The organism is Paenibacillus sp. FSL P2-0089, from assembly GCF_038595095.1.
Lineage (GTDB): Bacteria > Bacillota > Bacilli > Paenibacillales > Paenibacillaceae > Paenibacillus_AQ > Paenibacillus_AQ silagei.
The window spans coordinates 5,372,229-5,394,209 of the sequence record NZ_CP152006.1 but is presented as its reverse complement, the minus strand read 5'-3'; the positions used below and the strand labels follow the sequence as shown (position 1 = coordinate 5,394,209).

The 21,981-nt window shown below is 51.9% G+C and carries 19 protein-coding genes; 18 read left to right on the top strand and 1 reads right to left on the bottom strand.

From position 1 onward, the window contains the following. Positions 1-130: 130 nt before the first annotated feature. Positions 131-367 carry a DUF2626 family protein gene (locus NST69_RS22595; protein ID WP_036724295.1) on the bottom strand — a complete coding sequence of 79 codons (237 nt, stop codon included), beginning with the start codon at positions 365-367 and terminating at the stop codon, positions 131-133. A gap of 346 nt (positions 368-713) precedes the next feature. On the opposite strand from NST69_RS22595, the gene NST69_RS22590 reads away from it, so the two are divergent. The 18 genes from NST69_RS22590 to mraY all read left to right on the top strand — a co-directional run bounded on the left by NST69_RS22590 (position 714) and on the right by mraY (position 21,980). Next, positions 714-1,361 (top strand): RsfA family transcriptional regulator, encoded by a 648-nt coding sequence (locus tag NST69_RS22590; RefSeq protein WP_036724294.1) that lies wholly within the window; start codon positions 714-716, stop codon positions 1,359-1,361. Positions 1,362-1,498: 137 nt separating this feature from the next. Then, positions 1,499-2,479 (top strand): ketopantoate reductase family protein, encoded by a 981-nt coding sequence (locus NST69_RS22585; RefSeq protein ID WP_036724293.1) that lies wholly within the window; start codon positions 1,499-1,501, stop codon positions 2,477-2,479. A 33-nt stretch (positions 2,480-2,512) separates the two neighbouring features. Further along, the gene (locus NST69_RS22580) at positions 2,513-2,872 is read left to right on the top strand and encodes a DUF3397 domain-containing protein (protein ID WP_305954367.1); all 360 of its coding nucleotides are present in this window, start codon (positions 2,513-2,515) and stop codon (positions 2,870-2,872) included. Between the two features lie 150 nt (positions 2,873-3,022). Then, positions 3,023-4,741: a peptide ABC transporter substrate-binding protein gene (locus tag NST69_RS22575; RefSeq protein WP_036724292.1), complete on the top strand. Its 1,719-nt coding sequence runs from the start codon at positions 3,023-3,025 to the stop codon at positions 4,739-4,741. A 226-nt stretch (positions 4,742-4,967) separates the two neighbouring features. Continuing rightward, complete coding sequence (locus NST69_RS22570; RefSeq protein ID WP_036724388.1) at positions 4,968-5,900, top strand: ABC transporter permease; 933 nt, start codon at positions 4,968-4,970, stop codon at positions 5,898-5,900. Positions 5,901-5,903: 3 nt separating this feature from the next. After that, positions 5,904-6,851: an ABC transporter permease gene (locus tag NST69_RS22565; RefSeq protein ID WP_036724290.1), complete on the top strand. Its 948-nt coding sequence runs from the start codon at positions 5,904-5,906 to the stop codon at positions 6,849-6,851. 333 nt (positions 6,852-7,184) lie between these two features. Further along, a complete protein-coding gene (locus NST69_RS22560; protein ID WP_051477945.1) occupies positions 7,185-7,409 on the top strand; it encodes a hypothetical protein in 225 nt (74 codons plus the stop codon). Positions 7,410-7,417: 8 nt separating this feature from the next. Continuing rightward, entirely contained in the window at positions 7,418-8,338 is a 921-nt protein-coding gene (locus NST69_RS22555) for an ATP-binding cassette domain-containing protein (RefSeq protein ID WP_036724386.1), read from the top strand. A gap of 194 nt (positions 8,339-8,532) precedes the next feature. Continuing rightward, positions 8,533-10,164, top strand: coding sequence for a bacillithiol biosynthesis cysteine-adding enzyme BshC (bshC, locus tag NST69_RS22550; protein ID WP_342547168.1), 1,632 nt, complete (start codon positions 8,533-8,535; stop codon positions 10,162-10,164). 25 nt (positions 10,165-10,189) lie between these two features. Continuing rightward, on the top strand, positions 10,190-11,461 hold the full coding sequence (locus tag NST69_RS22545) for an adenosylhomocysteinase (RefSeq protein WP_342547167.1): 1,272 nt from the start codon (positions 10,190-10,192) through the stop codon (positions 11,459-11,461). Positions 11,462-11,670: 209 nt separating this feature from the next. Further along, on the top strand, positions 11,671-12,108 hold the full coding sequence (mraZ, locus tag NST69_RS22540) for a division/cell wall cluster transcriptional repressor MraZ (protein WP_036724286.1): 438 nt from the start codon (positions 11,671-11,673) through the stop codon (positions 12,106-12,108). A 39-nt stretch (positions 12,109-12,147) separates the two neighbouring features. Beyond that, positions 12,148-13,101 (top strand): 16S rRNA (cytosine(1402)-N(4))-methyltransferase RsmH, encoded by a 954-nt coding sequence (gene rsmH / locus NST69_RS22535; protein WP_340752294.1) that lies wholly within the window; start codon positions 12,148-12,150, stop codon positions 13,099-13,101. Between the two features lie 23 nt (positions 13,102-13,124). Next, positions 13,125-13,523, top strand: coding sequence for a hypothetical protein (locus NST69_RS22530; RefSeq protein ID WP_036724284.1), 399 nt, complete (start codon positions 13,125-13,127; stop codon positions 13,521-13,523). A 42-nt stretch (positions 13,524-13,565) separates the two neighbouring features. Further along, positions 13,566-15,797, top strand: a complete 2,232-nt coding sequence (locus NST69_RS22525; protein WP_342547166.1) for a penicillin-binding transpeptidase domain-containing protein — start codon at positions 13,566-13,568, stop codon at positions 15,795-15,797. A gap of 90 nt (positions 15,798-15,887) precedes the next feature. Beyond that, on the top strand, positions 15,888-17,816 hold the full coding sequence (locus NST69_RS22520; RefSeq protein WP_342547165.1) for a stage V sporulation protein D: 1,929 nt from the start codon (positions 15,888-15,890) through the stop codon (positions 17,814-17,816). A 286-nt stretch (positions 17,817-18,102) separates the two neighbouring features. Further along, a complete protein-coding gene (locus NST69_RS22515) occupies positions 18,103-19,590 on the top strand; it encodes a UDP-N-acetylmuramoyl-L-alanyl-D-glutamate--2,6-diaminopimelate ligase (RefSeq protein WP_342547163.1) in 1,488 nt (495 codons plus the stop codon). Continuing rightward, entirely contained in the window at positions 19,587-20,999 is a 1,413-nt protein-coding gene (murF, locus tag NST69_RS22510) for a UDP-N-acetylmuramoyl-tripeptide--D-alanyl-D-alanine ligase (protein WP_342547162.1), read from the top strand. Before NST69_RS22515 ends, murF begins: the two co-directional genes overlap by 4 nt. 15 nt (positions 21,000-21,014) lie before the next feature. Then, positions 21,015-21,980, top strand: coding sequence for a phospho-N-acetylmuramoyl-pentapeptide-transferase (gene mraY / locus NST69_RS22505; RefSeq protein ID WP_036724278.1), 966 nt, complete (start codon positions 21,015-21,017; stop codon positions 21,978-21,980). The last annotated feature ends 1 nt before the right edge of the window (position 21,981 follow it).

Genomic DNA, 21,981 nt, shown 5'->3' with positions numbered 1-21,981 from the left:
AATATGTTTCAGCCTGTTAAAATATCATACCCTGTTTTGCGTCTCCCCGAACTACAATTTTGCAAACAAAAAGAACGGAAATGCTCCCTTAAAGCAAGAAGCCATATCCGTTCATTTCTATATATATGCGTTAGAGCGGCAATTCCATCTCAAATATCGTCCAATAGCTGAAGCCCGTAAACGTCAGGATCATATACCCCCAAAAGAGCAGGATGTAGGTCTTTTCCGTAAACTTCATGTACCCCAAAATCACAAAAAAAGCGGTTTGCAAAAAGAATAACAGGGCCATTTCCGTGAGATTGCCGGCAAAAGCCATAAGTCCGATGGTAAGTGTAAAAAATCCCAATACGCGAAACATGCGGTCCAAGAGAGGGTCCCCCTTCCAATATGAATCCGGCTAACAGCTGCTTTAACTTTATTATAACGGCTCTCCAAAACACTGTAAACGAATTCATTGAAAAAAATACAAAATTTCATAAAAAATATGATTTTTATTATTGACACAAGCCTTTTGTTTCGAAAAAGAGAATTTATAGCAAAGGTAGTATGAGGTGCAGACAAATTGGCAATACAAATTAGTATCAAATAGATTCTATGAACTCTAATAGAGGCATAGAAATGGAGTAAGCAGCTTTTATCCCTATTCACTACCCGGCGGAGCTGCCGGTTCTGAAGATGGTTATTTCATGATGTTGTTAGGAGGGTTAGGCTTTATGACAGCCGTTAGACAGGATGCTTGGAGTGCAGAAGATGATCTGATATTGGCAGAAATAACGCTGCGTCATATCCGCGAGGGCAGCACACAGCTTGCTGCTTTTGAAGAGGTGGGTGAAAAAATCGGCAGAACGTCGGCTGCCTGCGGTTTCCGCTGGAACAGCTGCGTGCGCAAAAGCTACGAGGATGCCATCGGTATTGCTAAAGGCCAGCGCCAGAAACGGAGCTATCTGAAAAAACAGCCTGCTTCGCGCGGGGCGCAGGTAGCCGGACTGATTCTTGGTGACATTGAGGAAGACTACAGCCGCAGCGAAGGATTAAGCGAGAACAGCTTGTCCATCGATGCCGTCATCCGCTTTTTGCGGCAATGGAAAGGAACGTTTCAGGAGGCTGGAAGACAGCTTAAGATGCTGGAGCGCGATCTGCGGGAGAAGGAAGAAGAGCTTTCAGAGCTGAGAGTGGAGAATGAACGCTTATCCAGAGAGGTTAATCTTGCCCAGAGCGATTACCGTGTGGTCAATGATGATTACAAGGCACTGATCCAGATTATGGACCGTGCCCGCAGGCTGGCTTTTCTTAATGAAGAGGATGAAGAGAAGCCCCGATTCAAAATGGATGCGAACGGAAACCTGGAACGGATTGAATAGAAGATTTATGTAGCAAGCCCTGCGTCCGAGTGCGTAACAGCAACGGATTAGCAGGGCTTTTTGTTTTGCTTTTGCAGAGACAAGCAGGATATAATTAGGAAAATTATTGGTGCTTAGCATGGCAGGGGGCAGGGTTAGTGAGAATAGATGTGATAGGTGCGGGGTCACTGGGGCTGCTGCTTGCAGGGCGGCTGATCGCCGGTGGGGCTGAAGTACGGATATGGTGCAGGGGGGAAGAGCAGAGCAGGGCACTATCCGAACGGGGGCTGACTGTCAGCTATGAAGATGGCAGGGAGGCAACACAGCTTCCAGGCGGGAGTTTCTCCGCTGCACCGGTAGAAGAATATACACAGCGTCAGCTCGCCGAGCCCGGGGAGGTTACGCTGTTAACGGTCAAGCAGAAGGTGCTTCATGAGGCTCTGCCTGAGATTCTCCTGCCGCTCAGAGACAGAGAGCTTGTAATCATAGGCTTTCAGAACGGCTGCGGACATCTGGAATTGCTCAGGGGGCTGCTGCCGCAATCATCCATCTGGGCGGCTGTAACGACAGAGGCGGCAAAGAGGAAAACATTAACAGAGGTTATTCATGCCGGCAAAGGGGAAATATGTATAGGGAAGAGCAGCTCTCCTATAAATATTCATGAAACTGACCGGCAGGCATCTGAGCCTGCGGCGATAATTAGTTTCATAGAAGCTCTTGCCTCAGCAGGATTTCACGCTTCTCTGTCGAAAGAAGTGGATACCATCATTTACCGGAAGCTTCTGATCAATGCTGTCATTAATCCTCTAACCGCCATTTGGCGGGTCCGGAACGGCGAATTACTGGCCTCCGCTGCACGTGTACAGCTTATGAAGGAACTGTATACAGAGGCAGCCGGGATATTAGAGGCCTGCGGGATTTCCCTGGAGCACGGTGCCTGGGAGGCCATTCTTGAAGTGTGCCGCGCGACCTCGGGCAATACATCATCGATGCTTGCTGATGTACTTGCTGCAAGGGAGACGGAAATCCGCTGGATTAACGGAAGCATTGTAGATATGGGGCTGCGGCAGGGCGTTCAGGCTCCGCTGCACCGCTGGATCTGCGGACTGGTAGAAGGCATGACTGTGAGGGAGGGGTGAGGCTGTTTGGAATTTCTCCGGAATTCGTTCGGCGTGTTAAGCGTTATTCCGATTGTTCCTTTTTTGATTGTGTATTTCGCAGGAATCGGGCTGAGGCATGATAAGAGGAAAACGATGATGCTGGCGATGGACGTAACTACTTTATTTTTATTGCTGTCAGTTTCGGGACTGTTTAATATTATTTTTGACTCAACCTTTGGATTCTTTCTTATACTACTTATTGTATTAATATCCGCCGGACTGATTGGCGGCGCGCAAAACCGCCTCAAAGGAGGGGTGGACGGAAAACGGTTACTTCGTGCTGTGTGGCGGCTTTCTTTCTTTTTCCTGGGCGTAGGTTACGTATTATTTATGGTGGTAGGCCTCATTCAATACATATCACAAGCGATGTAACGTTCCATTGCTCCGGTGAAGCGTCAACGTCACAAAATTTTAAAGAATTAAAAAAAACTCGTTTTCAGAAAATATTGCTCTAGATTTTTTTGACCACTGGTTGTATAATCATAAACCATATACCACATTCTATTTAGGGGGAACTGCTAGATGAAGAAGAGTAAAAGTCTATTGCTCATGATTGCAATAGTTCTGGTGATCGGCACAGTGCTTGCTGGCTGCGGCGGAAACAAGAACAATGCGAACAGCGGCACCAATGCAGCGGCGACGACTGCACCAGAGGGCAGCACGAACACAGGAACAACAGGTGACGAGAAGCTGGCTGCTGACCAGACACTTAGAGTCAACCTGACTGCAGAACCACCTACGTTTAACCCTGCACAAGCTCAGGACAGCCAAGCCAACACCGTCCTGAAGACAATGTATGAAGGCTTGACCCGCATGAATGATGAAACTGGCCAAGCTGAGCCAGGTATTGCCGAGAAGTGGGATATTTCCGCTGACGGACTGGTATATACGTTCCACCTGCGTGATGCGCAGTGGAGCAACGGTGACCCTGTAGAGGCTGCTGACTTCGTTCGCGCATGGAAAATCGTGCTCGACCCTAACACAGATCCTACTGCACCTTACGCTTATCAATTGTACTACCTGAAGAACGCTGAAGAATATTATGGAAAGAAAATTACAGATTTCAGTCAAGTGGGCGTAAAAGCTGTAGATGCGAAAACTCTTGAAGTTACGCTGAAAGCTCCAACTCCTTACTTCCTTGGACTTCTGTCCTTCTATACTTATTACCCTGTACACAAATCCGTTGAGGGTAATGCTAAATGGGCTACAAGCAAAGACACTATGATCACTAACGGCGCGTTCACACTGACTGAGTGGACTACCGGCCAATCCCTGCAAGTAAGCAAGAACGATAAATACTGGGATGCTGCCAACATCAAGCTGGCTAAAATCGACTTCTCCCTGGTTAACAGTGGAGCAACTGAACTCTTGAGCTACAAGAACGGCGAGCTTGACCGCGCTGGTGCACCTCACGGTGAAATCCCGCAAGAACAGGTGCCAATCGTACAGAAAGAGCTTCCTAACGAATTCCAGAGAAAAGGTATCGCAAGTACCTACTACTATGAATTCAACATCACCGAAAAACCGTTCAATAACGTTAAAATCCGTAAAGCATTGGCTATGACTGTTAACCGTCAATCGCTGATTGACAACGTAGCACAGGGCGGACAACTTCCGGCATTCGGGTATGTACCTCCAGGTATCGCGGGCGCTGACGGTGAATACCGTACTGCAGTTAAAGACGATTACTTCAAAGAAGATACAGAAGAAGCTAAAAAATTGCTGGCAGAAGGTCTTGCTGAAGAAGGCCTGACTGCACTGCCACCGGTTGAATTGTCTTACAACACAAGTGAAGGCCACAAGAAAATTGCTTTGGCTGTAGCTGATATGTGGAAAAAAGCTCTGGATATCACTGTTAACACGGTGAACCAGGAGTGGGCAGTATTCATCGACAACCGTCAGAACCTGAACTACCAGATCGCACGTGCCGGCTGGACTGCGGATTACAATGATCCAATGACCTTCCTGGATATGTGGGTAACAGGCGGCGGTAACAATGATACTGGTTATGCTAACCCTGAGTACGATAAGCTGATCCAAGAAGCCAAAACAAGCTCTGATCTGGCAAAACGCCAAGAATTGTTTGCTAAGGCTGAGAAAATGATCATTCAGGATGACATGATCCTGATTCCGTTCTACTACTACACCAACAACTCCCTGACTAAAGAGTACCTCAAAGGTGTAACTCTTGACTTCAGCGGTGCAATTGACTTCACTCGCGCTTACCTGCTCGAGCACTAAGAATGACAGAACCTTCAGCTTATATAACTGAATAGTGATAGTCTGAAGGGAGCTTTACACTTCGGGATATATATGTGGAATTCCATATATATCCCTTTTTTTTGCATTTCGGGCATTTTGTTAAACATTTCACGAACTTACAAAATAAGAAATTAGACAAATGGCCATTTTTTTCATAAAATCTAATTATGTGTCTTAAAAAAAGTCAAAGGAGGTGTTGATGGGGATGGTTCGTTATATTGCCAATAAGTTTTTCTATATGCTTGTCTCGCTGTTTGTGCTGATTTCAGCGACCTTTTTTCTGATGAAAGCTATTCCGGGGGACCCGTTTACTTCTGAAAAGAAGATTCCACCAGAAATAAAAGCGCGTTTATACGAGCAATATGGATTGGACAAGCCGCTCTATCATCAATATTTTAAGTATTTGGGTGAAATCGCCCAGGGCGATCTGGGTGTATCCATGAAGCGTCTGAATCAGGATGTAACACATCTGATCGGTCAGACATTCTCGGCGTCTCTGAAGCTGGGGCTTATCGCAATTCTTGTGTCTGTTATTGTCGGAGTCTTCCTCGGCATGATGGCGGCACTCTATCACCGCAAGTTTATTGACAGTGCAGCAATGGTGCTGGCGGTGCTGGGGATTGCGGTTCCGAGCTTTGTAGTCGCCTCGCTGCTGCAGTATGTGTTCGCCTACAAATTTCATATGTTCCCGGTCTCCGGGTTCAAAGGGCCGATGTATTATGTCTTGCCTGTAACCGCGTTATCGGCGCAGCCTATAGCCTTCATAGCGAGGCTGACGCGCTCCAGTATGCTGGAGGTCCTGCATGCAGATTACATCAAGACAGCTAAGGCGAAAGGCCTAAGCTGGGCAGCCATCTTGAGCCGCCACGTGCTGCGTAACGGAATTCTGCCGGTGGTAACCTATATGGGACCTATGACGGCTAACATCGTAACCGGTTCGGTCGTTATTGAGCAGATCTTCGGTGTCGGCGGGATCGGCAAGCAATTTGTCGAAGCGATTGGCGTCCGTGATTATACCGTTATTATGGGGATTACCATCTTCTATGGTGTACTGCTTATGGTAGCGCGGTTTATCACTGACATTGCTTATGTGTTTATAGATCCGCGTATCAAACTATCTGGCGGAAAGGAGGGCTAACGAGTGGCTTCTGATAAAAACTTGGTATCGCAGGATGCGAACCTGAAACCGGAAGATTTCCGTAAGGTCGGAGTTGATGAACGGCAGGCTGAAGTCATTCAGCGCGAAAGTCTGTCCGCCTGGCGGGATTCCTGGGAACGTCTGCGCCAGAATAAAATGGCAATGACAGCTCTGGGGGTTCTTGGACTGATTGTACTGGCTGCAATAATTGCGCCGTTCTTCTCAAAGTTCAATTACTACTCTAACGATTTGCTCAACACGAATAAGCCCCCATCATCCGACCACTGGTTCGGTACAGATGATCTGGGACGCGATATCTTTGTCCGTACCTGGTACGGCGCACGAATCTCACTGATTGTCGGCCTTGCCGCTGCTGCCATTGACCTTTTCATTGGGGTCATCTACGGCGGAATCATGGGTTACTTCGGTGGCCGTGTAGACAATATCATGAATAAGATCTCTGAAATTCTGTACTCCATTCCATACCTGCTGGTAGTTATCCTGCTGCTGGTCGTACTTGAACCAAGCCTTGGTACCATTATCCTGGCGCTGACGATAACGGGCTGGATTACGATGTCCTGGATTGTGCGCGGGGAGATTATGCAGCTGAAGAACCGTGAGTTCGTATTGGCTTCGCGTTCGATGGGTGCAGGGTCCAAGCGTCTGCTGTTCAAGCATCTTTTGCCGAATGCTGTAGGACCGATTATTGTAACGATTACGCTGTCCGTGCCGAATGCCATCTTTGCCGAAGCGTTCCTGAGCTTCCTCGGTCTTGGTGTACAGGCCCCGGTAGCTTCACTCGGTTCGATGATCAATGACTCGCTGACCGGCTGGCTTTACTATCCGTGGCGTTTCCTGTTCCCTGCGATTCTTATCAGTTTAACGATGCTTTCCTTTAATATTTTTGGTGACGGCCTGCGTGATGCGCTTGATCCTAAGCTGAAGAAATAGATATTAACAATGGTGGAACCCATGCGGCAAAGATATTGGCATGATATTTCAAGACCCGATGACTTCTTTGAACCCAATGATCCAAGTGGGCAATCAGATAACCGAAGTTTTGATTAACATCAGAATATGCTAGCGGCCGAAGCGAATCATTAAGCTGTTGAAATGCTGAAGCTAGTAGGCATTATGAAAGCGTAGGCTCGCTTTAACCAATATCCCCACGAATTCTCCGGCGAAGTGCAGCAATTCGCTTGGGATCTCCATCATCCTGAATACACTGAACCCCGGCGTAGTTGCCGGGACGGTTATCGTAATACACCAAGGGTCTTGTGCGGCATGGCAGCACAAGACCCGAAGAAGGGCGAGCAGGTGATTCCGATCACTTCAGCTTCCCCGGATCTGATTAAGCCGCCGGTCGGTTATCCGTTCACAGCGTACTGCAGCGAAGCAGTGCCTCCTGTGAAGGAGTTGATTGATCCCGGCATCACAGAGTTCAGTGATACGCTTATAGCGCGCTGCTGGAATCTGCATTCGATGGCCAAGGAGGTGCAGTTCGTTTGAGTAAGAATCTGAGCAAGAATCTGATTGAAGTAGAAGGTCTTAAGAAATATTTCAATGTGGGCAAAGGAAGAGTTCTTAAGGCAGTTGATAATATTAGCTTCTCGATCCGTGAAGGCGAAACCCTGGGGATGGTAGGGGAGTCCGGCTGCGGCAAGACTACTGCCGGCCGCACAGTTCTCCGCTTGTATGAACCGACTGCGGGAAGCGTGAAATACAATGGTACAGATATCTACAAATTGTCCGGCGGCAAGATGAAGGCTATGCGCCGTGATATGCAAATGATTTTCCAGGACCCGTATGCCTCGCTTAACCCGCGGTTCACGGTGTCTGATATCATCGGTGAAGCACTGGATATTCACAATCTGGCCGGAAGCCGGCAGGAACGCAAGAAGCGGATTGAAGAGCTGCTCGATATGGTTGGACTTAACCATGACCATGCCACCCGTTATCCGCATGAATTCTCCGGCGGACAACGCCAACGTATCGGGATTGCCCGTTCGCTCGCCGTGAACCCTAAGTTCATCGTCTGTGACGAGCCGATCTCGGCACTCGACGTGTCCATCCAGGCGCAGGTCGTTAACCTGCTCAAGGAGCTGCAGGATCGTCTTGGACTTACTTATCTCTTCATCGCGCATGACTTGTCCATGGTTAAGCATATCAGTGACCGTGTGGCCGTTATGTACCTGGGCAAAATGGTAGAGCTGGCGGAAAGCGAAGAATTGTATGCTAATCCGATCCATCCATATACCAAATCTCTGCTCTCGGCGATTCCGGTTCCAGACCCAGAGGTTGAAGCGAACAAAAAACGCATTCATCTGCATGATGAGCTGGGCAGCCCGATTTATGCGGCCGGCGAGAAAACAAATGACAGCGATTATGAACTGGTTGAAGTGTCCAAGGGACATTTCGTAGCCAAGCAATTTGCCTAAACTTAAAAGGGCAAGTAGAACGTAGGCGGGAGCATTCAGCTCTCGCCTATTCTTTCGATTTACGGATATCCTTCATAAGGATGGCGTATATTACTTTGACGCCGCACCCAACTTTGGATACAATCATAAAGGGTTTACCGATTTATGAATTACATATAGCAGCGGGTTATTGCAGAACAAGGAGGCCATTATCGATGAATGTTGTACCGGAACCACTGCCGGGCGGATCTGCGCTCGCCAGTGACTATATACATCAATACGAAACAGTAGGACATTTGTATGGCGGGGACTTCCGCAGCCCGGAGAGCCGGGCTGAACGCGCAGTGTGGCTTGATCGTACAGGAAGCTTGCGGGCAGACCGTGCAGAGGTTGTGTCGTACCTGCGCAGCTACAACGGGAAACACAATACCCATGAAGCCGTCCTCCGCTCGATAGAATTGCTGGAACAGCCGGATACCCTGGTAGTGACAGGCGGCCAGCAGAGCGGTTTGTTCACAGGCCCTCTATTCGTGGTCTATAAGGCCATTACTACGATTCAGGCAGCCAAGGAGGCAGCGGCCCAGCTTGGCCGGCCGGTCGTTCCGCTGTTCTGGATTGCGGGTGAGGATCATGACTGGGATGAGGTCAATCATACGTATGTGCTGAACCGGACAGGCGAAATTACCCGCATTAAGCTGGATAAAGGCGAAGGTCCCCGGTCCTCGGTCAGCGAGATCCAGGTAGATACCGAGAGCTGGCTTCAGGCGGTTACGCAGCTGGACGGCTTATTGCAGGACAGTGAATTCAAACCGCAGCTGATGGAGCTGGTTACGGCTGCATCCACGGCCGCCGGGAATATGACGGAGGCGTTTGCCAAGCTGATGGGATCTTTGTTCGGCAAATTCGGACTGATTCTGCTGGATTCGGCCGATCCTGCCCTGCGCAGGCTGGAAGCGCCCATGTTCGCATCAATGATTGAGCGCAATGACGAGCTGGAGGCAGCTTATCTTGCCGCAGCTGAACGGATTACGGCCAGCGGATATGAGCTGCAGGCCGATGTGACGCCCGGCAATGCGAATCTTTTCTATATTCATGAAGGTGCAAGGCTTCTGCTCCATAAGGTAGAGGGACGGTTCGCAGACCGGAAGGCTACGGTCTCGTTCTCGCGTTCTGAGCTGCTGGAGCTGCTGGAGAGCCATCCCGAACGGTTCAGCAACAATGTGTTAACCCGTCCGCTGATGCAGGATTATGTACTTCCTGTACTCGCTACGGTGCTTGGACAAGGGGAAATGGCTTACTGGGCCATTCCGCATCAAGCCTTCAGGGTGCTGGACGGACAGATGCCGCTGATTATTCCGCGCATGTCTTTTACAGTGATTGAGGGAACGCTTCGCAAGCATATGGATAAATACGGCTTGTCCTTCACGGATGTGCAGACGGGTCTGGATGATAAACGCAAAGCGTGGCTGAACGCTCAGGATGAGCTGAAGCTCGAAGACAAATTTGAAGAGATCAAGACGGCCTTCTCCGGGATGTATGAGCCGCTGATCGAGCAGCTTGGCAGCATTCAGGCAGGTCTGCTGAGGCTGGGTGGCAATAACAAGGATAAGATTATCGACCAGATCTCCTTCCTGCAGGGCAAAGCTCTGGATGCGATGGAGAAGCAGAATGAGGCTGCACTTCGCCAGTGGGAACGGATCGAGCTATCGCTAATGCCGCTGGGTAAGCTTCAGGAGCGTGTCTATAATATGATGTATTATCTGAACCGGTACGGGCTGGAATGGCTGGAGGAATTGATGGCTGTGCCTGCTGACTACAGCGGAACACACCGTATTATTTATATGTAAGCAAATTATTCTAGGGGGTCCTACCATGAGTTCATTATCCAAGCAAAATAGTATTGTTGCCGATATGTCGCTTGCACCCGAGGGGCATCTCAAAATCGACTGGGTTCGCCAGCATATGCCGGTACTGAACCGTATCCGTGAGCAGTTCGAAGCCGAGCAGCCGTTCAAGGGGCTCAAGGTATCGATCACCCTTCACCTGGAAGCCAAGACCGCTTATCTGGCCAAGGTAGTGCAGGCTGGTGGCGCTGAGGTAACGATTACAGGCTCCAACCCGTTATCTACCCAGGACGATGTGTGTGCTGCACTCGTTGAGGATGGCATTACCGTATTTGCCAAGTACAATCCTTCTCCGGAAGAGTTCAAGGCACTGAACATCAAGGCGCTGGAGAGTAAGCCGGATCTGATTATTGATGACGGGGGCGATTTCGCCACCCTGCTGCACTCCGAGCGCCCCGACCTGATGGAGAATATCCGCGGGGGAGCTGAGGAGACAACGACCGGTATTATCCGCCTGAAGGCGCTGCAGAAGCAGGGCATGCTGAAATTCCCGATGGTGGCGGTAAATGACGCTTATTGCAAATATTTGTTCGATAACCGTTACGGCACAGGACAGTCGGCATGGGACGGTATCGTCCGCACCACCAACCTGATTGTGGCCGGCAAGACCGTGGTTGTGGTGGGCTACGGCTGGTGCGGTAAAGGTGTAGCAATGCGGGCCAAGGGTCTTGGAGCGAATGTGATTGTAACGGAAGTGGATGCGATCAAGGCGGTAGAAGCCCACATGGACGGATTCCATGTCATGCCGATGCTGGAAGCTGCGAAGCTCGGTGATTTCTTCGTTACAGTCACAGGTAACCGTTATGTGATCCGTGGTGAGCATTATGATGTGATGAAGGATGGCGCGATTCTCTGCAATGCCGGACATTTCGATGTGGAGGTCAACAAGCCGGAGCTGGCCGAGCGCTCCCTGTCGCAGCGGACGGTGCGCAAGAATATCGAAGAGTATCAGCTGAAGGACGGACGCAAGCTGTACCTCCTGGCCGAAGGACGTCTGGTGAACCTTGGCGCAGCCGATGGTCATCCGGCAGAGATTATGGATACCACCTTCGCACTTCAGGCATTGTCCCTTAAATATGTGAATGACAATTATAAGAGCATTGGTGTCAAAGTGGAGAATGTTCCCTATGAGCTGGATGAGCAGGTAGCGCGTTACAAGCTGGAAAGTCTGGGGATATCCATCGACAGCCTGACACAGGCGCAAGTCGAGTATCTGGACAGCTGGAATCTGAACGACTAAGGATATGGATCTGCACGAGCCCGGAGCCAATCACATTGGCCCGGGCTTTTGCGTGTCCGCAGGGGATGCAGGAATAGCCTCTTGACAAACAAGAAAAAATTACCTTGCTTCGGAAGAAGGTTTTTGATTTTTAATGGCGAATCTATTATGCTTAGGTGGTGAAAAGTGGGGCAAAGTGGGGACTCGGGATGTAGAGGTGGGGAAAGATCATGTTCATGGGGGAATACCAGCATACCATTGACGATAAAGGACGGATCATTATTCCGGCCAAATTCCGTGACATGCTCGGAACCTCCTTCGTGGCGACCCGCGGCCTGGACTCCTGCCTGTTTGTTTATCCCATGGAAGAATGGGGAATCATGGAGCAAAAGCTTAAAAGCCTTTCACTGATGAAATCGGATGCCCGTGCCTTTAGCCGCTTTTTTTTCTCGGGAGCGACTGAGTGTGTATGGGACAAGCAAGGCAGGGTGAATCTGCCGGGGAATCTGCGGCAATATGCCAAGCTGGACAAGGACTGTGTTATTCTGGGCGTTTCGAACCGGGTGGAGATCTGGAACAAGGAGCTATGGGAGCAGTACTTCGAACAGTCAGAGGAATCGTTCAACGAAATCGCCGAGAAACTGGTGGATTTCAATTTTGATCTATAAAACATTACATTTCGAATTACTGCCTTGGAGGGATGCAGCTTGTTTCACCACATCACGGTACTAAAAGAAGAAGCGACAGAAGGGCTGCACATCAAGAAGGATGGCCTATATGTAGATTGTACGCTCGGGGGAGCCGGGCACAGCGCCCTTATCGCATCTAAGCTTAGCGGCGGGGGACGGCTGATCTGTCTGGATCAGGATGACTGGGCACTGAACAACGCGAAGGAGAGATTGTCCGGATACGGCGACAAGGTGGTGACCGTCAAGACCAACTTCCGCGATCTGGAGCAGGTGCTGAAGGGACTGCCGTTTGTTCCGCAAAAGGACGGAGTTCCCCAAGTAGACGGGATTCTCTTTGATCTGGGGGTATCCTCTCCGCAGTTTGATGAAGGGGAACGGGGCTTCAGCTACAACCATGACGCCCCGCTGGATATGCGGATGGACCAGTCGGCGCAGCTGAGCGCGGCGGATATCGTCAACACCTGGAGTGAGCAGGAAATCGCCAGGGTGCTTTTCCAGTATGGAGAAGAGAAATTCTCACGGCGGATTGCCCGGAAGATTGTAGAGCGCAGGGAAGAACGCCCGGTGGAGAGCACCGGAGAGCTGGCCGAGCTGATTAAGGAAGGCATTCCTGCGGCGGCAAGAAGGACCGGAGGACATCCGGCCAAGCGTAGCTTTCAGGGGCTGCGGATTGCCGTCAATGACGAGCTGGGTGCTTTTGAGGAAGGGCTGCATGCGGCTGTACGTTGCCTGGCGCCTGAGGGCAGGGTGTCCGTTATTACCTTTCACTCGCTGGAGGACCGGATCTGCAAGCAGATCTTCAGCAGCTATCTAAGCCGTTGTACTTGTCCGCCTGACCTGCCGTACTGTGTATGTGGTGCCGAAGGCACCCTGAAGCTAATTAACCGCAAGCCAATTGTGCCGGGGGAAGAAGAGCTGGAGCTTAACTCGCGTGCCCGTTCAGCCAAGCTGCGTATCGCAGAGAAATTGTAGATGACGATAAAGGAGAATCAGAGATGGCTTATACCCGCGGAAATTTAGCAGTTCAACCAAAGAGAAAAGAAGAGGCAAACCCGCTGTACCGTGAGAAAACGAAAGTTGTCACCAGGCGCAGAGTGCTGCCGCTGCAAGAGAAGCTTTTGTACATGCTGACGCTGGGAGCCTTTATTCTGGTAGCAGCCTCCCTGATCTGGCGTTACGTCCATATTTACGATTTGAATATGCAGGCCCAGAAGTTGGACAGCGAAATCGCTAAGAATAAAAAACAAATTGCCACCTATCAGATGGAGAAGCAGACGCTGGAGCAGACAATCGTCCCGCGGGCGAAGGAAATGGGCTTTGTGGTCCCTTCTGAGGAATCTACTATCTATGTTCCGCTTAGCAGCCAGGCTACTGACAAAGCCGGTAAAAAATAGCGATGAACGGCAATCGCAATAATAGAGGTTGTGAGGTACCTTATGGTTAAGAGAATCAAACTTCGCACGCTGTTTATAGGAGGGTGTATTACCCTCTTTTTTCTTGTTTTAGTCGCCAGAGTATTCTGGATCCAGGTTCTGCAAGGCAAGGAGTGGCAGGAGACCGCAGCTAAGCAGTGGGCTCATACTTCAACCATCAAGGCTGTCCGCGGGGTGATCGAAGACCGTAACGGCAGTGTTCTGGCCAGCGATGTGCCGGCCTACACGGTGGTGGTTAACCCTGAGGTCATTGCCGAGAAAAAAATCGGCGAAGAGGTGATTCAGGGCCTGCATGAGCTGCTGAACAAACCGGTGGATGAGCTGAAGAAGCTGGTGGAGGCCAAGGATAAAGACGGGAAATACCTGAAGAACCGTGAGATCCGTAATGAAGGCTGGAAAATCGATGAAGAAATGAAGGATAAAGTGACGGCTTTCGTTGAGAAGCTCAAGAAGGAGCATGATACGCTGGAGACCGGAGTCGGACTCGTCCGGGAGCAGAAGCGCTATTATCCGAAGGGTTCGCTCGCTGCACATATTCTGGGATATACCGACAGGGACGGCAAAGCGATGATGGGACTGGAAAAGCTCCTGAACAAACAGCTCTCCGGTACGGACGGCCAGCTGAATTACCAGAGTGACGGCAGGGGCATCAAGCTGCCCGATTCGAAGGATACGTTCCAGCCTGTGGTGAATGGAAGCAACTACAAGCTGACGATTGACAGCACGATTCAGTTCTACATTGAAGAGGCTATGAAAAAGGCGTATGCGGAGTATAAGCCGAAGTCGATCAGTGTTATTGCGGCCGACCCGAAGACGATGGAAATTCTGGGTCTGGCGAATATGCCGACCTTTAACCCGAATGAGTATTATGATCTGAATCAGGATGCGGCCGGCTTCTTTAACCATGCTATTATGACGAGATTCGAGCCGGGTTCAACGTTCAAGATTGTACCGCTGGCGGGTGCCGTGCAGGAGAAGCTGTTCAATCCGAATGCCAGCTTCAAGTCTGGTTCCGTCCGAATTAAGGGATACAGCAAGCCTATCTATGATATGAACAGAGCCGGTTACGGAACCATTAGTTTCCTCGAAGGAGTTAAGCGGTCGAGTAACGTTGCGTTCGTCAAGCTCGGTTATGAGATGCTGGGCAAGGAGAAGCTGCTGCAGTATATCACGGATTTCGGGTTCACGGAAAAGACAGGCATTGACCTCCCGGGAGAGGTTAAGGGTATTGTCAACCCTGATCCGAACAGGGCGGTAGAGAATGCGACGCTTGCCTATGGACACGGTAAGCTGCTGGTGACTCCGATTCAACAGCTCACAGCCGTCGCTGCGATTGCGAACGGCGGCAAGCTGCTGGTGCCGCATGTGGTGAAGGAGGTTACCGATCCGAACACCGGCAAGACCACGGTCACCCAACCGGAGGTTGTGCGGCAGGTGCTCTCCGAAGCAAGTGCAAGGGAGACGGGCAGCTATCTGGAGCAGGTAGTGGCAGATCAGCAGCACGGAACCGGCCGGCATGCCTACATTGAGGGATACCGGGTAGCAGGTAAGACAGGTACGGCGATTAAGCCGGATGGTAAGGGCGGGTATGACCGCGATAAGGTTCGCTCCTCCTTCCTCGGTTATGCACCAGCCAATGACCCTAAGATCGCAGTCTTCGTCATTATTGACGAACCTGCCGATGCGGCCGGCGGTGGTGCTGCGGCGGGTCCGGTCTTCAAGGATATCGTCTCCCAGGCGCTTCCTTATATGGGCGTGCCCAAAGCGGGAGATGTCACTAGCCCTGCTGACAAGAAGACGGTGAAGGCCGAAGCTGTTGTCCAGCGCAAAGCGCCGGATCTGACCGGCAAGACGGTGAAGGCAGCGAGACAACTGCTCATTAATCAGGGCTTTGATTTTGAAGCTGTAGGTCAAGGGGCAAATGTGGTCAGTCAGTACCCTGAGAAAGGCACCGCCCTGACCGCCGGGCAGCGGATCTATCTGTTAAGCGAGCAGGGAGAGAATGTGACGCTTCCTGATCTGCGCGGCCAGTCTCTGCGCGATGCCCTGGAGATTCTGAACCTGCTGAAGGTGGGAATCTCCGTTGAGGGAGAAGGCTATGTCACAGAACAGAGCCAGGCCAAGAATAAGGGAAAAACGCAGGTAGCGCTGAAGCTTAGCCCTCTCAATGAATATGGCGAGAATATTCCTGTTGCCTTAGCGGGCGATGCAGAGAAAGAAGAAGCTGCAGAATAACACCCATATAGGCTTGTTCTAACCCCTGTTTGTCCCGAATAGTCATGAAGGTAAGAGATCATGTCTATGAGTGAAAGCGGGGAGAACACAATGAAGGTATCGAAAGTCGTTAGCCGGCGGAGAATGCTGTGGACGCTGCTGGGACTGGCCGTGTTGTTCGGCGCGCTGGCTGTGCGTCTTGCCTATGTACAATTAACCCAGGGTGAGAAGCTGAGCGAGAGGGCCGAGGATTTATGGCGGCGGAACATCCCCTTCACCGCCAAGCGCGGCGAGATCCTGGACAGGGAGGGGGTGGCGCTGGCTTACAACATCAGCTCACCTACGATTTATGCCATTCCTGTACAGGTGAAGGAGAAGGAACAGACCGCGAAGCAGCTGGCTCCGCTGCTCGGCATGACCGAGGAGAAGCTGGTTCAGCTGCTGACCCAAAAGAAGGCCTCAGTGAAACTGCAGCCCGGCGGCCGCAAAATTACGATGGAGCTTGCCGCGAGCATCCGTAATTTGCAGCTGCCGGGCATCGTTGTCGCTGAGGATAACAAACGGTATTATCCCTTCGGGGATCTGGCCGCACATATTCTGGGCTTCACCGGAATTGACAATCAGGGGATTACCGGAATTGAGAGCATCTATGATAAGCTGCTTCAGGGGAGCGCGGGCAATATCTCCTATCTCTCCGATGCGGGAGGCCGGCTGATGCCCGGGTCCTCCGAGAAGTACACCGAGCCGCAGGATGGACTTAGCCTGCAGCTGACTATCGACAAGCAGATTCAATCTATTATGGAACGCGAGCTGGATCAGGCCATGGTGAAATATCAGGCGCAGGGGGCCTGGTCTATTGCCATGGACCCCCGCAATGGCGAGATTCTGGCGATGGCCAGCCGGCCGGGGTATGAGCCGGGGGCTTACCAGGAATACGATGCCGAAGTATATAACCGGAATCTTCCGATCTGGATGACGTATGAGCCGGGTTCCACCTTCAAGATCATCACGCTGGCTGCGGCCTTGCAGGAGGGGAAGGTGGATCTGCAGCATGAGCATTTTTTTGATCCGGGCTACATTGAGGTTGGCGGAGCTAAGCTGCGCTGCTGGAAGAAGGGCGGACACGGAAGCCAGACCTTCCTTGAAGTGGTCGAGAACTCCTGCAACCCGGGATTTGTAGCCTTGGGACAGCGTCTGGGTAAGGATACGCTGTTCAAGTACATCCGGGATTTCGGCTTCGGGAGCAAGACGGGCATTGATTTGAACGGTGAAGCGAACGGAATTCTGTTCAAGCCGGCCCAGGTGGGCCCGGTGGAGCTGGCGACTACTGCATTCGGCCAGGGGGTATCCGTCACGCCAATCCAGCAGATTGCTGCGGTATCGGCAGCCATCAACGGCGGCAAGCTGTATACTCCGCATGTGGCCAAGGCCTGGATTAACCCGGATACAGGGAACGTTGTCTCCGAGACAGAGCCGGAGGAAGTGCGGCAGGTGATCTCGGAGGAGACCTCGAAGAAAGTGCGGGCTGCCCTTGAGAGCGTGGTTGCCAAAGGCACAGGCCGACCGGCATTTATTGACGGCTACCGTGTGGGCGGCAAAACAGGGACAGCACAGAAAGTAATCAACGGCCGGTATTCTCCAACGGAGCATATCGTTTCCTTTATCGGCTTCGCTCCGGCGGATGATCCGCAGATCGTGGTCTATACGGCAGTCGATAACCCGAAGGGAATTCAGTTCGGGGGTGTAGTAGCCGCTCCGATTGTCCAGAATATTCTTGAGGATTCTCTTCTGTATCTGAAGGTTCCAGAGCGTAAGGATCAGCTGCCAAGAACCTATAAATACGGCGAGACCCCGATAGTGACGGTCCCTGATCTTACAGGGGCAACTGTTCAGGATATTTATGAGGATCTGAACATGAATTTCATGCTGGTCCGTTCCGGCACCGGCAATACCGTGATCAATCAGGCTCCGAAGGCGGGGGCAAGAGTGCAGCAGGGCTCTACGATCCGGATTTACATGGGTACGTCAAGTGAACCCTGAAATTTGTTATATAATGATTTAAAAAAATTGAACTTGAAAATATACAGACAGGGAAAAGTGGCGGAAGGGAATTTTGGAGCTGTAGGAGCGGTAGCGTCCGCCTGAAAGCTTTCCGCAGGAAAGCTCGCATCGGAAGCATTAGCTGTCACCGGATTTCTACCGCAAGCAGCGGTTTGATTAAGAGAAATCTGGGGACAACAGCGGCCGGAAGCCCAAAACTTCTCTGGAGTCACGGTAATCCCATACTGAAAAACTTACAAGTACAAATGCAGAGTGAGGGATAGGTATGTTAATTAAAGAACTCTCTTCTTGTCTGGCTGCTTCCCGTCTATACGGGGACGGAGACATAGAAATATCAGATTTGCAGGCCGATTCACGCAAGGTGGGTCCGGGCGATCTGTTCATCTGTCTGCCCGGACATACAGTGGACGGACATGATTACGCACCTCAGGCTGCTGCCAAGGGCGCGGCTGCCCTGGTCTGCGAACGGAAGCTGGACATTGACCTGCCGCAGATCGTGGTGGATGACTGCCGGTATGCCATGTCTGTGCTGTCCAATGCCTTCTTCGGTTCACCGAGCAGCCGGATGAAGCTGATCGGCATCACCGGTACCAACGGCAAGACCACGACTACGTATCTGATTGAACGGATCATGCAGGATCATGGGGTGAAGACCGGCCTGATCGGTACCATCCAGATGCGGTATGACGGTCAGAGCTATCCGATGTCCGGTACGACACAGGAGTCGCTGGAGCTTCAGCGCAGCCTGAATCATATGGCGCTTAAGGGCGTGCAGTGCTGTGTAATGGAAGTATCCTCCCATGCACTCCAGCAGGGCCGGGTGAAAGGGACTGACTACCGCACCGCGATCTTTACGAATCTGACCCAGGATCACCTGGATTACCACCATACGATGGAGGAGTATCGTGCAGTGAAGGGCTTGTTCTTCTCGCGGCTTGGCAATGTGATCTCCCCGTGGAAGGAAGAACGCAAGTATGCCGTGCTGAATGCCGACGATGAAGCCAGCGCCTATTTTGCCGCCCAGACCGCAGCGGAGGTCATTACATATGGTATCGACAAGGCTGCCAATGTCCGGGCCTCGCAAATATCGATCACCGCCAAAGGAACTTTTTTCCACGTGGAGACGTTTAAGGGTGAGACGGATATTTCGCTTCGCATGGTCGGCAAGTTCAACGTCTATAATGCGCTTGCGGCTATTACGGCTGCGCTGCTGGAGGATGTGCCGCTTGCGGACATCAAGGCCAGTCTGGAGTCGGTTGCCGGCGTGGACGGCCGTGTCGAATCGGTGGATGCCGGCCAGGATTTCGCGGTGATCGTTGATTATGCGCATACGCCGGACGGTCTGGAGAATGTGCTGAAGGCGGTATGTGAATTCGCTGCGGGCAAGGTGCTTACTGTCTTCGGCTGTGGCGGGGACCGTGATACGACCAAACGGCCGCTCATGGGCAAAATAGCTGCGAAATACAGCGACCATGTGCTGGTCACCTCCGACAACCCGCGGACGGAGGACCCGCTGCAGATTCTGGCTGATATTGAGGCGGGCCTGCGTGAGGATGGCGTGGCGCGTGAGCGCTATGAGATGATTCCGGACCGGAGGGAAGCCATCACAAAAGCTATTGAAATGGCAAGCCCCGGCGATGTAGTATTGATTGCGGGGAAAGGTCATGAGACCTATCAGCTGATCAAGGGAGTCGTTCATGATTTCGATGACCGCATCGTTGCCAAAGAAGTGATAAGGGGCCGAAGCTATTGATTATTAGAACATTGCATAACGTCGCGGAAATGTGCGGAGGAGAGCTGTCCTCGTCCGAAGCTAAGGATATAGAGATTAAGGGAGTCGTGACCGACTCGCGCAAAATATCGCAGGACTGCCTGTTCGTTCCGCTCGTTGGAGAGAACTTCGACGGCCATCATTATGCGGCCGCTTCGCTGGCGGCAGGAGCTGCCGCTACCCTCTGGCAGAGGGACAAGGGGCCTGCACCCGCAGGCGGCGGGGTTATTCTGGTAGAGGACACTTTAGCGGCACTGCAGAAGCTGTCCTCCGCCTATTTGGCCGAGGTGGCCCCCCAGGTGGTTGCCGTAACGGGAAGCAACGGCAAGACGACGACCAAGGATATGATTACGGCATTGCTGGAAGTGCAGTACAAGGTACACAAGACCCAAGGGAACTTCAACAATCATATCGGCCTGCCGCTTACGATTCTCTCCATGGACAGCGATGTTGAAATCGCTGTGCTGGAGATGGGCATGAGCTCACGGGGAGAGATCGCCCTGCTGTCTCTGCTCGCTTCTCCTGACGTAGCGGTAATTACCAATGTCGGCGAATCCCATCTGCTTCAGCTTGGCTCCCGCAAGGAGATTGCCAGAGCTAAGCTGGAGATTGTGGACGGACTTCAGCCGGGCGGGCTGCTGATCTATAACGGGGATGAGCCGCTGCTTGCCGAGGTTCTGGCAGAGCCAGGCTTCCGCACGCCTGAAAGGCTGCTAACCTTCCGCTTCGGGCAGTCGGATGACAATGATGATTATCCCACCGGCCTGATGACGCACAGCGGGGGAATGACCTTCACCTCGCTGCAGCATGGGGAGCGGGCCTTCACCCTTCCGCTGCCGGGGCAGCATAATGTAATTAATGCGCTCGCTGCGCTTGCAGTGGCGCGTCATTATAAGGTGACCGATGAGAATATGGCAGAAGGACTAAGCGGCCTCAAGCTGACCGGTATGCGGATTGAGGTTATTCAGGCGGCAAGCGGGCTGGTGCTCTTGAATGATGCCTATAATGCCAGCCCTACGTCCATGAGAGCGGCGATTGATGTGCTGCAGTCCATGAAATGCAGCGGCCGCAGAATCGCGGTGCTGGGGGACATGCTGGAACTCGGGCCGGAGGAGCTTCAGTTCCACCGGCAGATCGGCAGCTATCTCGACCCGGAGCTGACGGATGATGTATTCACCTTCGGGCCGCTGTCGGCGCAGCTTGCGGCGGCGGCCTCGGAGCGGTTCGAGGCCGGGCATATCTATGCTTTTACAGATAAAGAAGCCTTGATCAATGCCTTGACTGCGATGTGCGGCAATGATGATGTTGTGTTGTTCAAAGCATCCAGAGGGATGCGGCTGGAAGAAGTGCTTCACCGCTTGAAAGAACATTCTGAAGCGAATGCTAACTAAAGGAGGGGTGTACCCATGGATTATCAATTACTTCTGCTGACTATTGCTGTGTCCTTTATCCTTGCGGTCATAGCCGCTCCGCTGATCATACCGCTGCTGCGCCGGCTTAAGCTGGGACAGCAGGTTCGTGACGACGGGCCCCAGACCCATCTGAAAAAGGCGGGAACCCCTACCATGGGCGGCGTAATTATCATGGTCGCGTTCACGCTGTCTTTTCTGAAATTCTCGGTCATTAATTCGGATTTCTATGTACTGCTGGCCGCTACACTGGGTTATGGACTCATTGGATTCCTGGATGATTATATCAAAATTGTGTTCAAGCGCTCCCTCGGCCTTACGGCGCGCCAGAAGCTGCTGGGCCAGCTGCTGGTCGGCGTCGTGCTCAGCGTCCTGCTGATCTCGGCCGGACATAGTACGAATATCAGCGTTCCGGGAACCTCCTTCAGCTTCGACTGGGGCCCCTGGTTCTATTATCCGTTCATTGTGCTCATGATGATGGCGGTCACGAATGCCGTTAACTTCACGGACGGTGTGGATGGTCTGTTATCAGGCGTAAGCGCAATTGCGCTCGCTGCCTTCGCGGTGGTAGCGATGCAGGCAACCTCGATTGCCGCTGGTGTCTGTGCCGCTGCGATGATTGGCGCAGTGCTTGGCTTTCTCGTATTCAATGCCCATCCTGCCAAGGTGTTCATGGGCGATTTCGGCTCCTTCGGGATCGGCGGGGCGATTGGCGCGATTGCTATTGTCACCAAGACCGAGCTGCTCTTTGTGGTGATTGGCGGAGTCTTCGTGGTTGAAATGCTGTCCGTAATTATTCAGGTCGCTTCGTTTAAGACGCGCGGCAAACGGGTATTCAGAATGAGCCCGATCCATCATCACTTTGAGCTGGGCGGCTGGTCGGAGTGGCGTGTAGTCGTCTCCTTCTGGGCGGTGGGCCTCGTGCTGGCGGCAGCTGGACTATATCTCATCAAGGGGTTGTAAC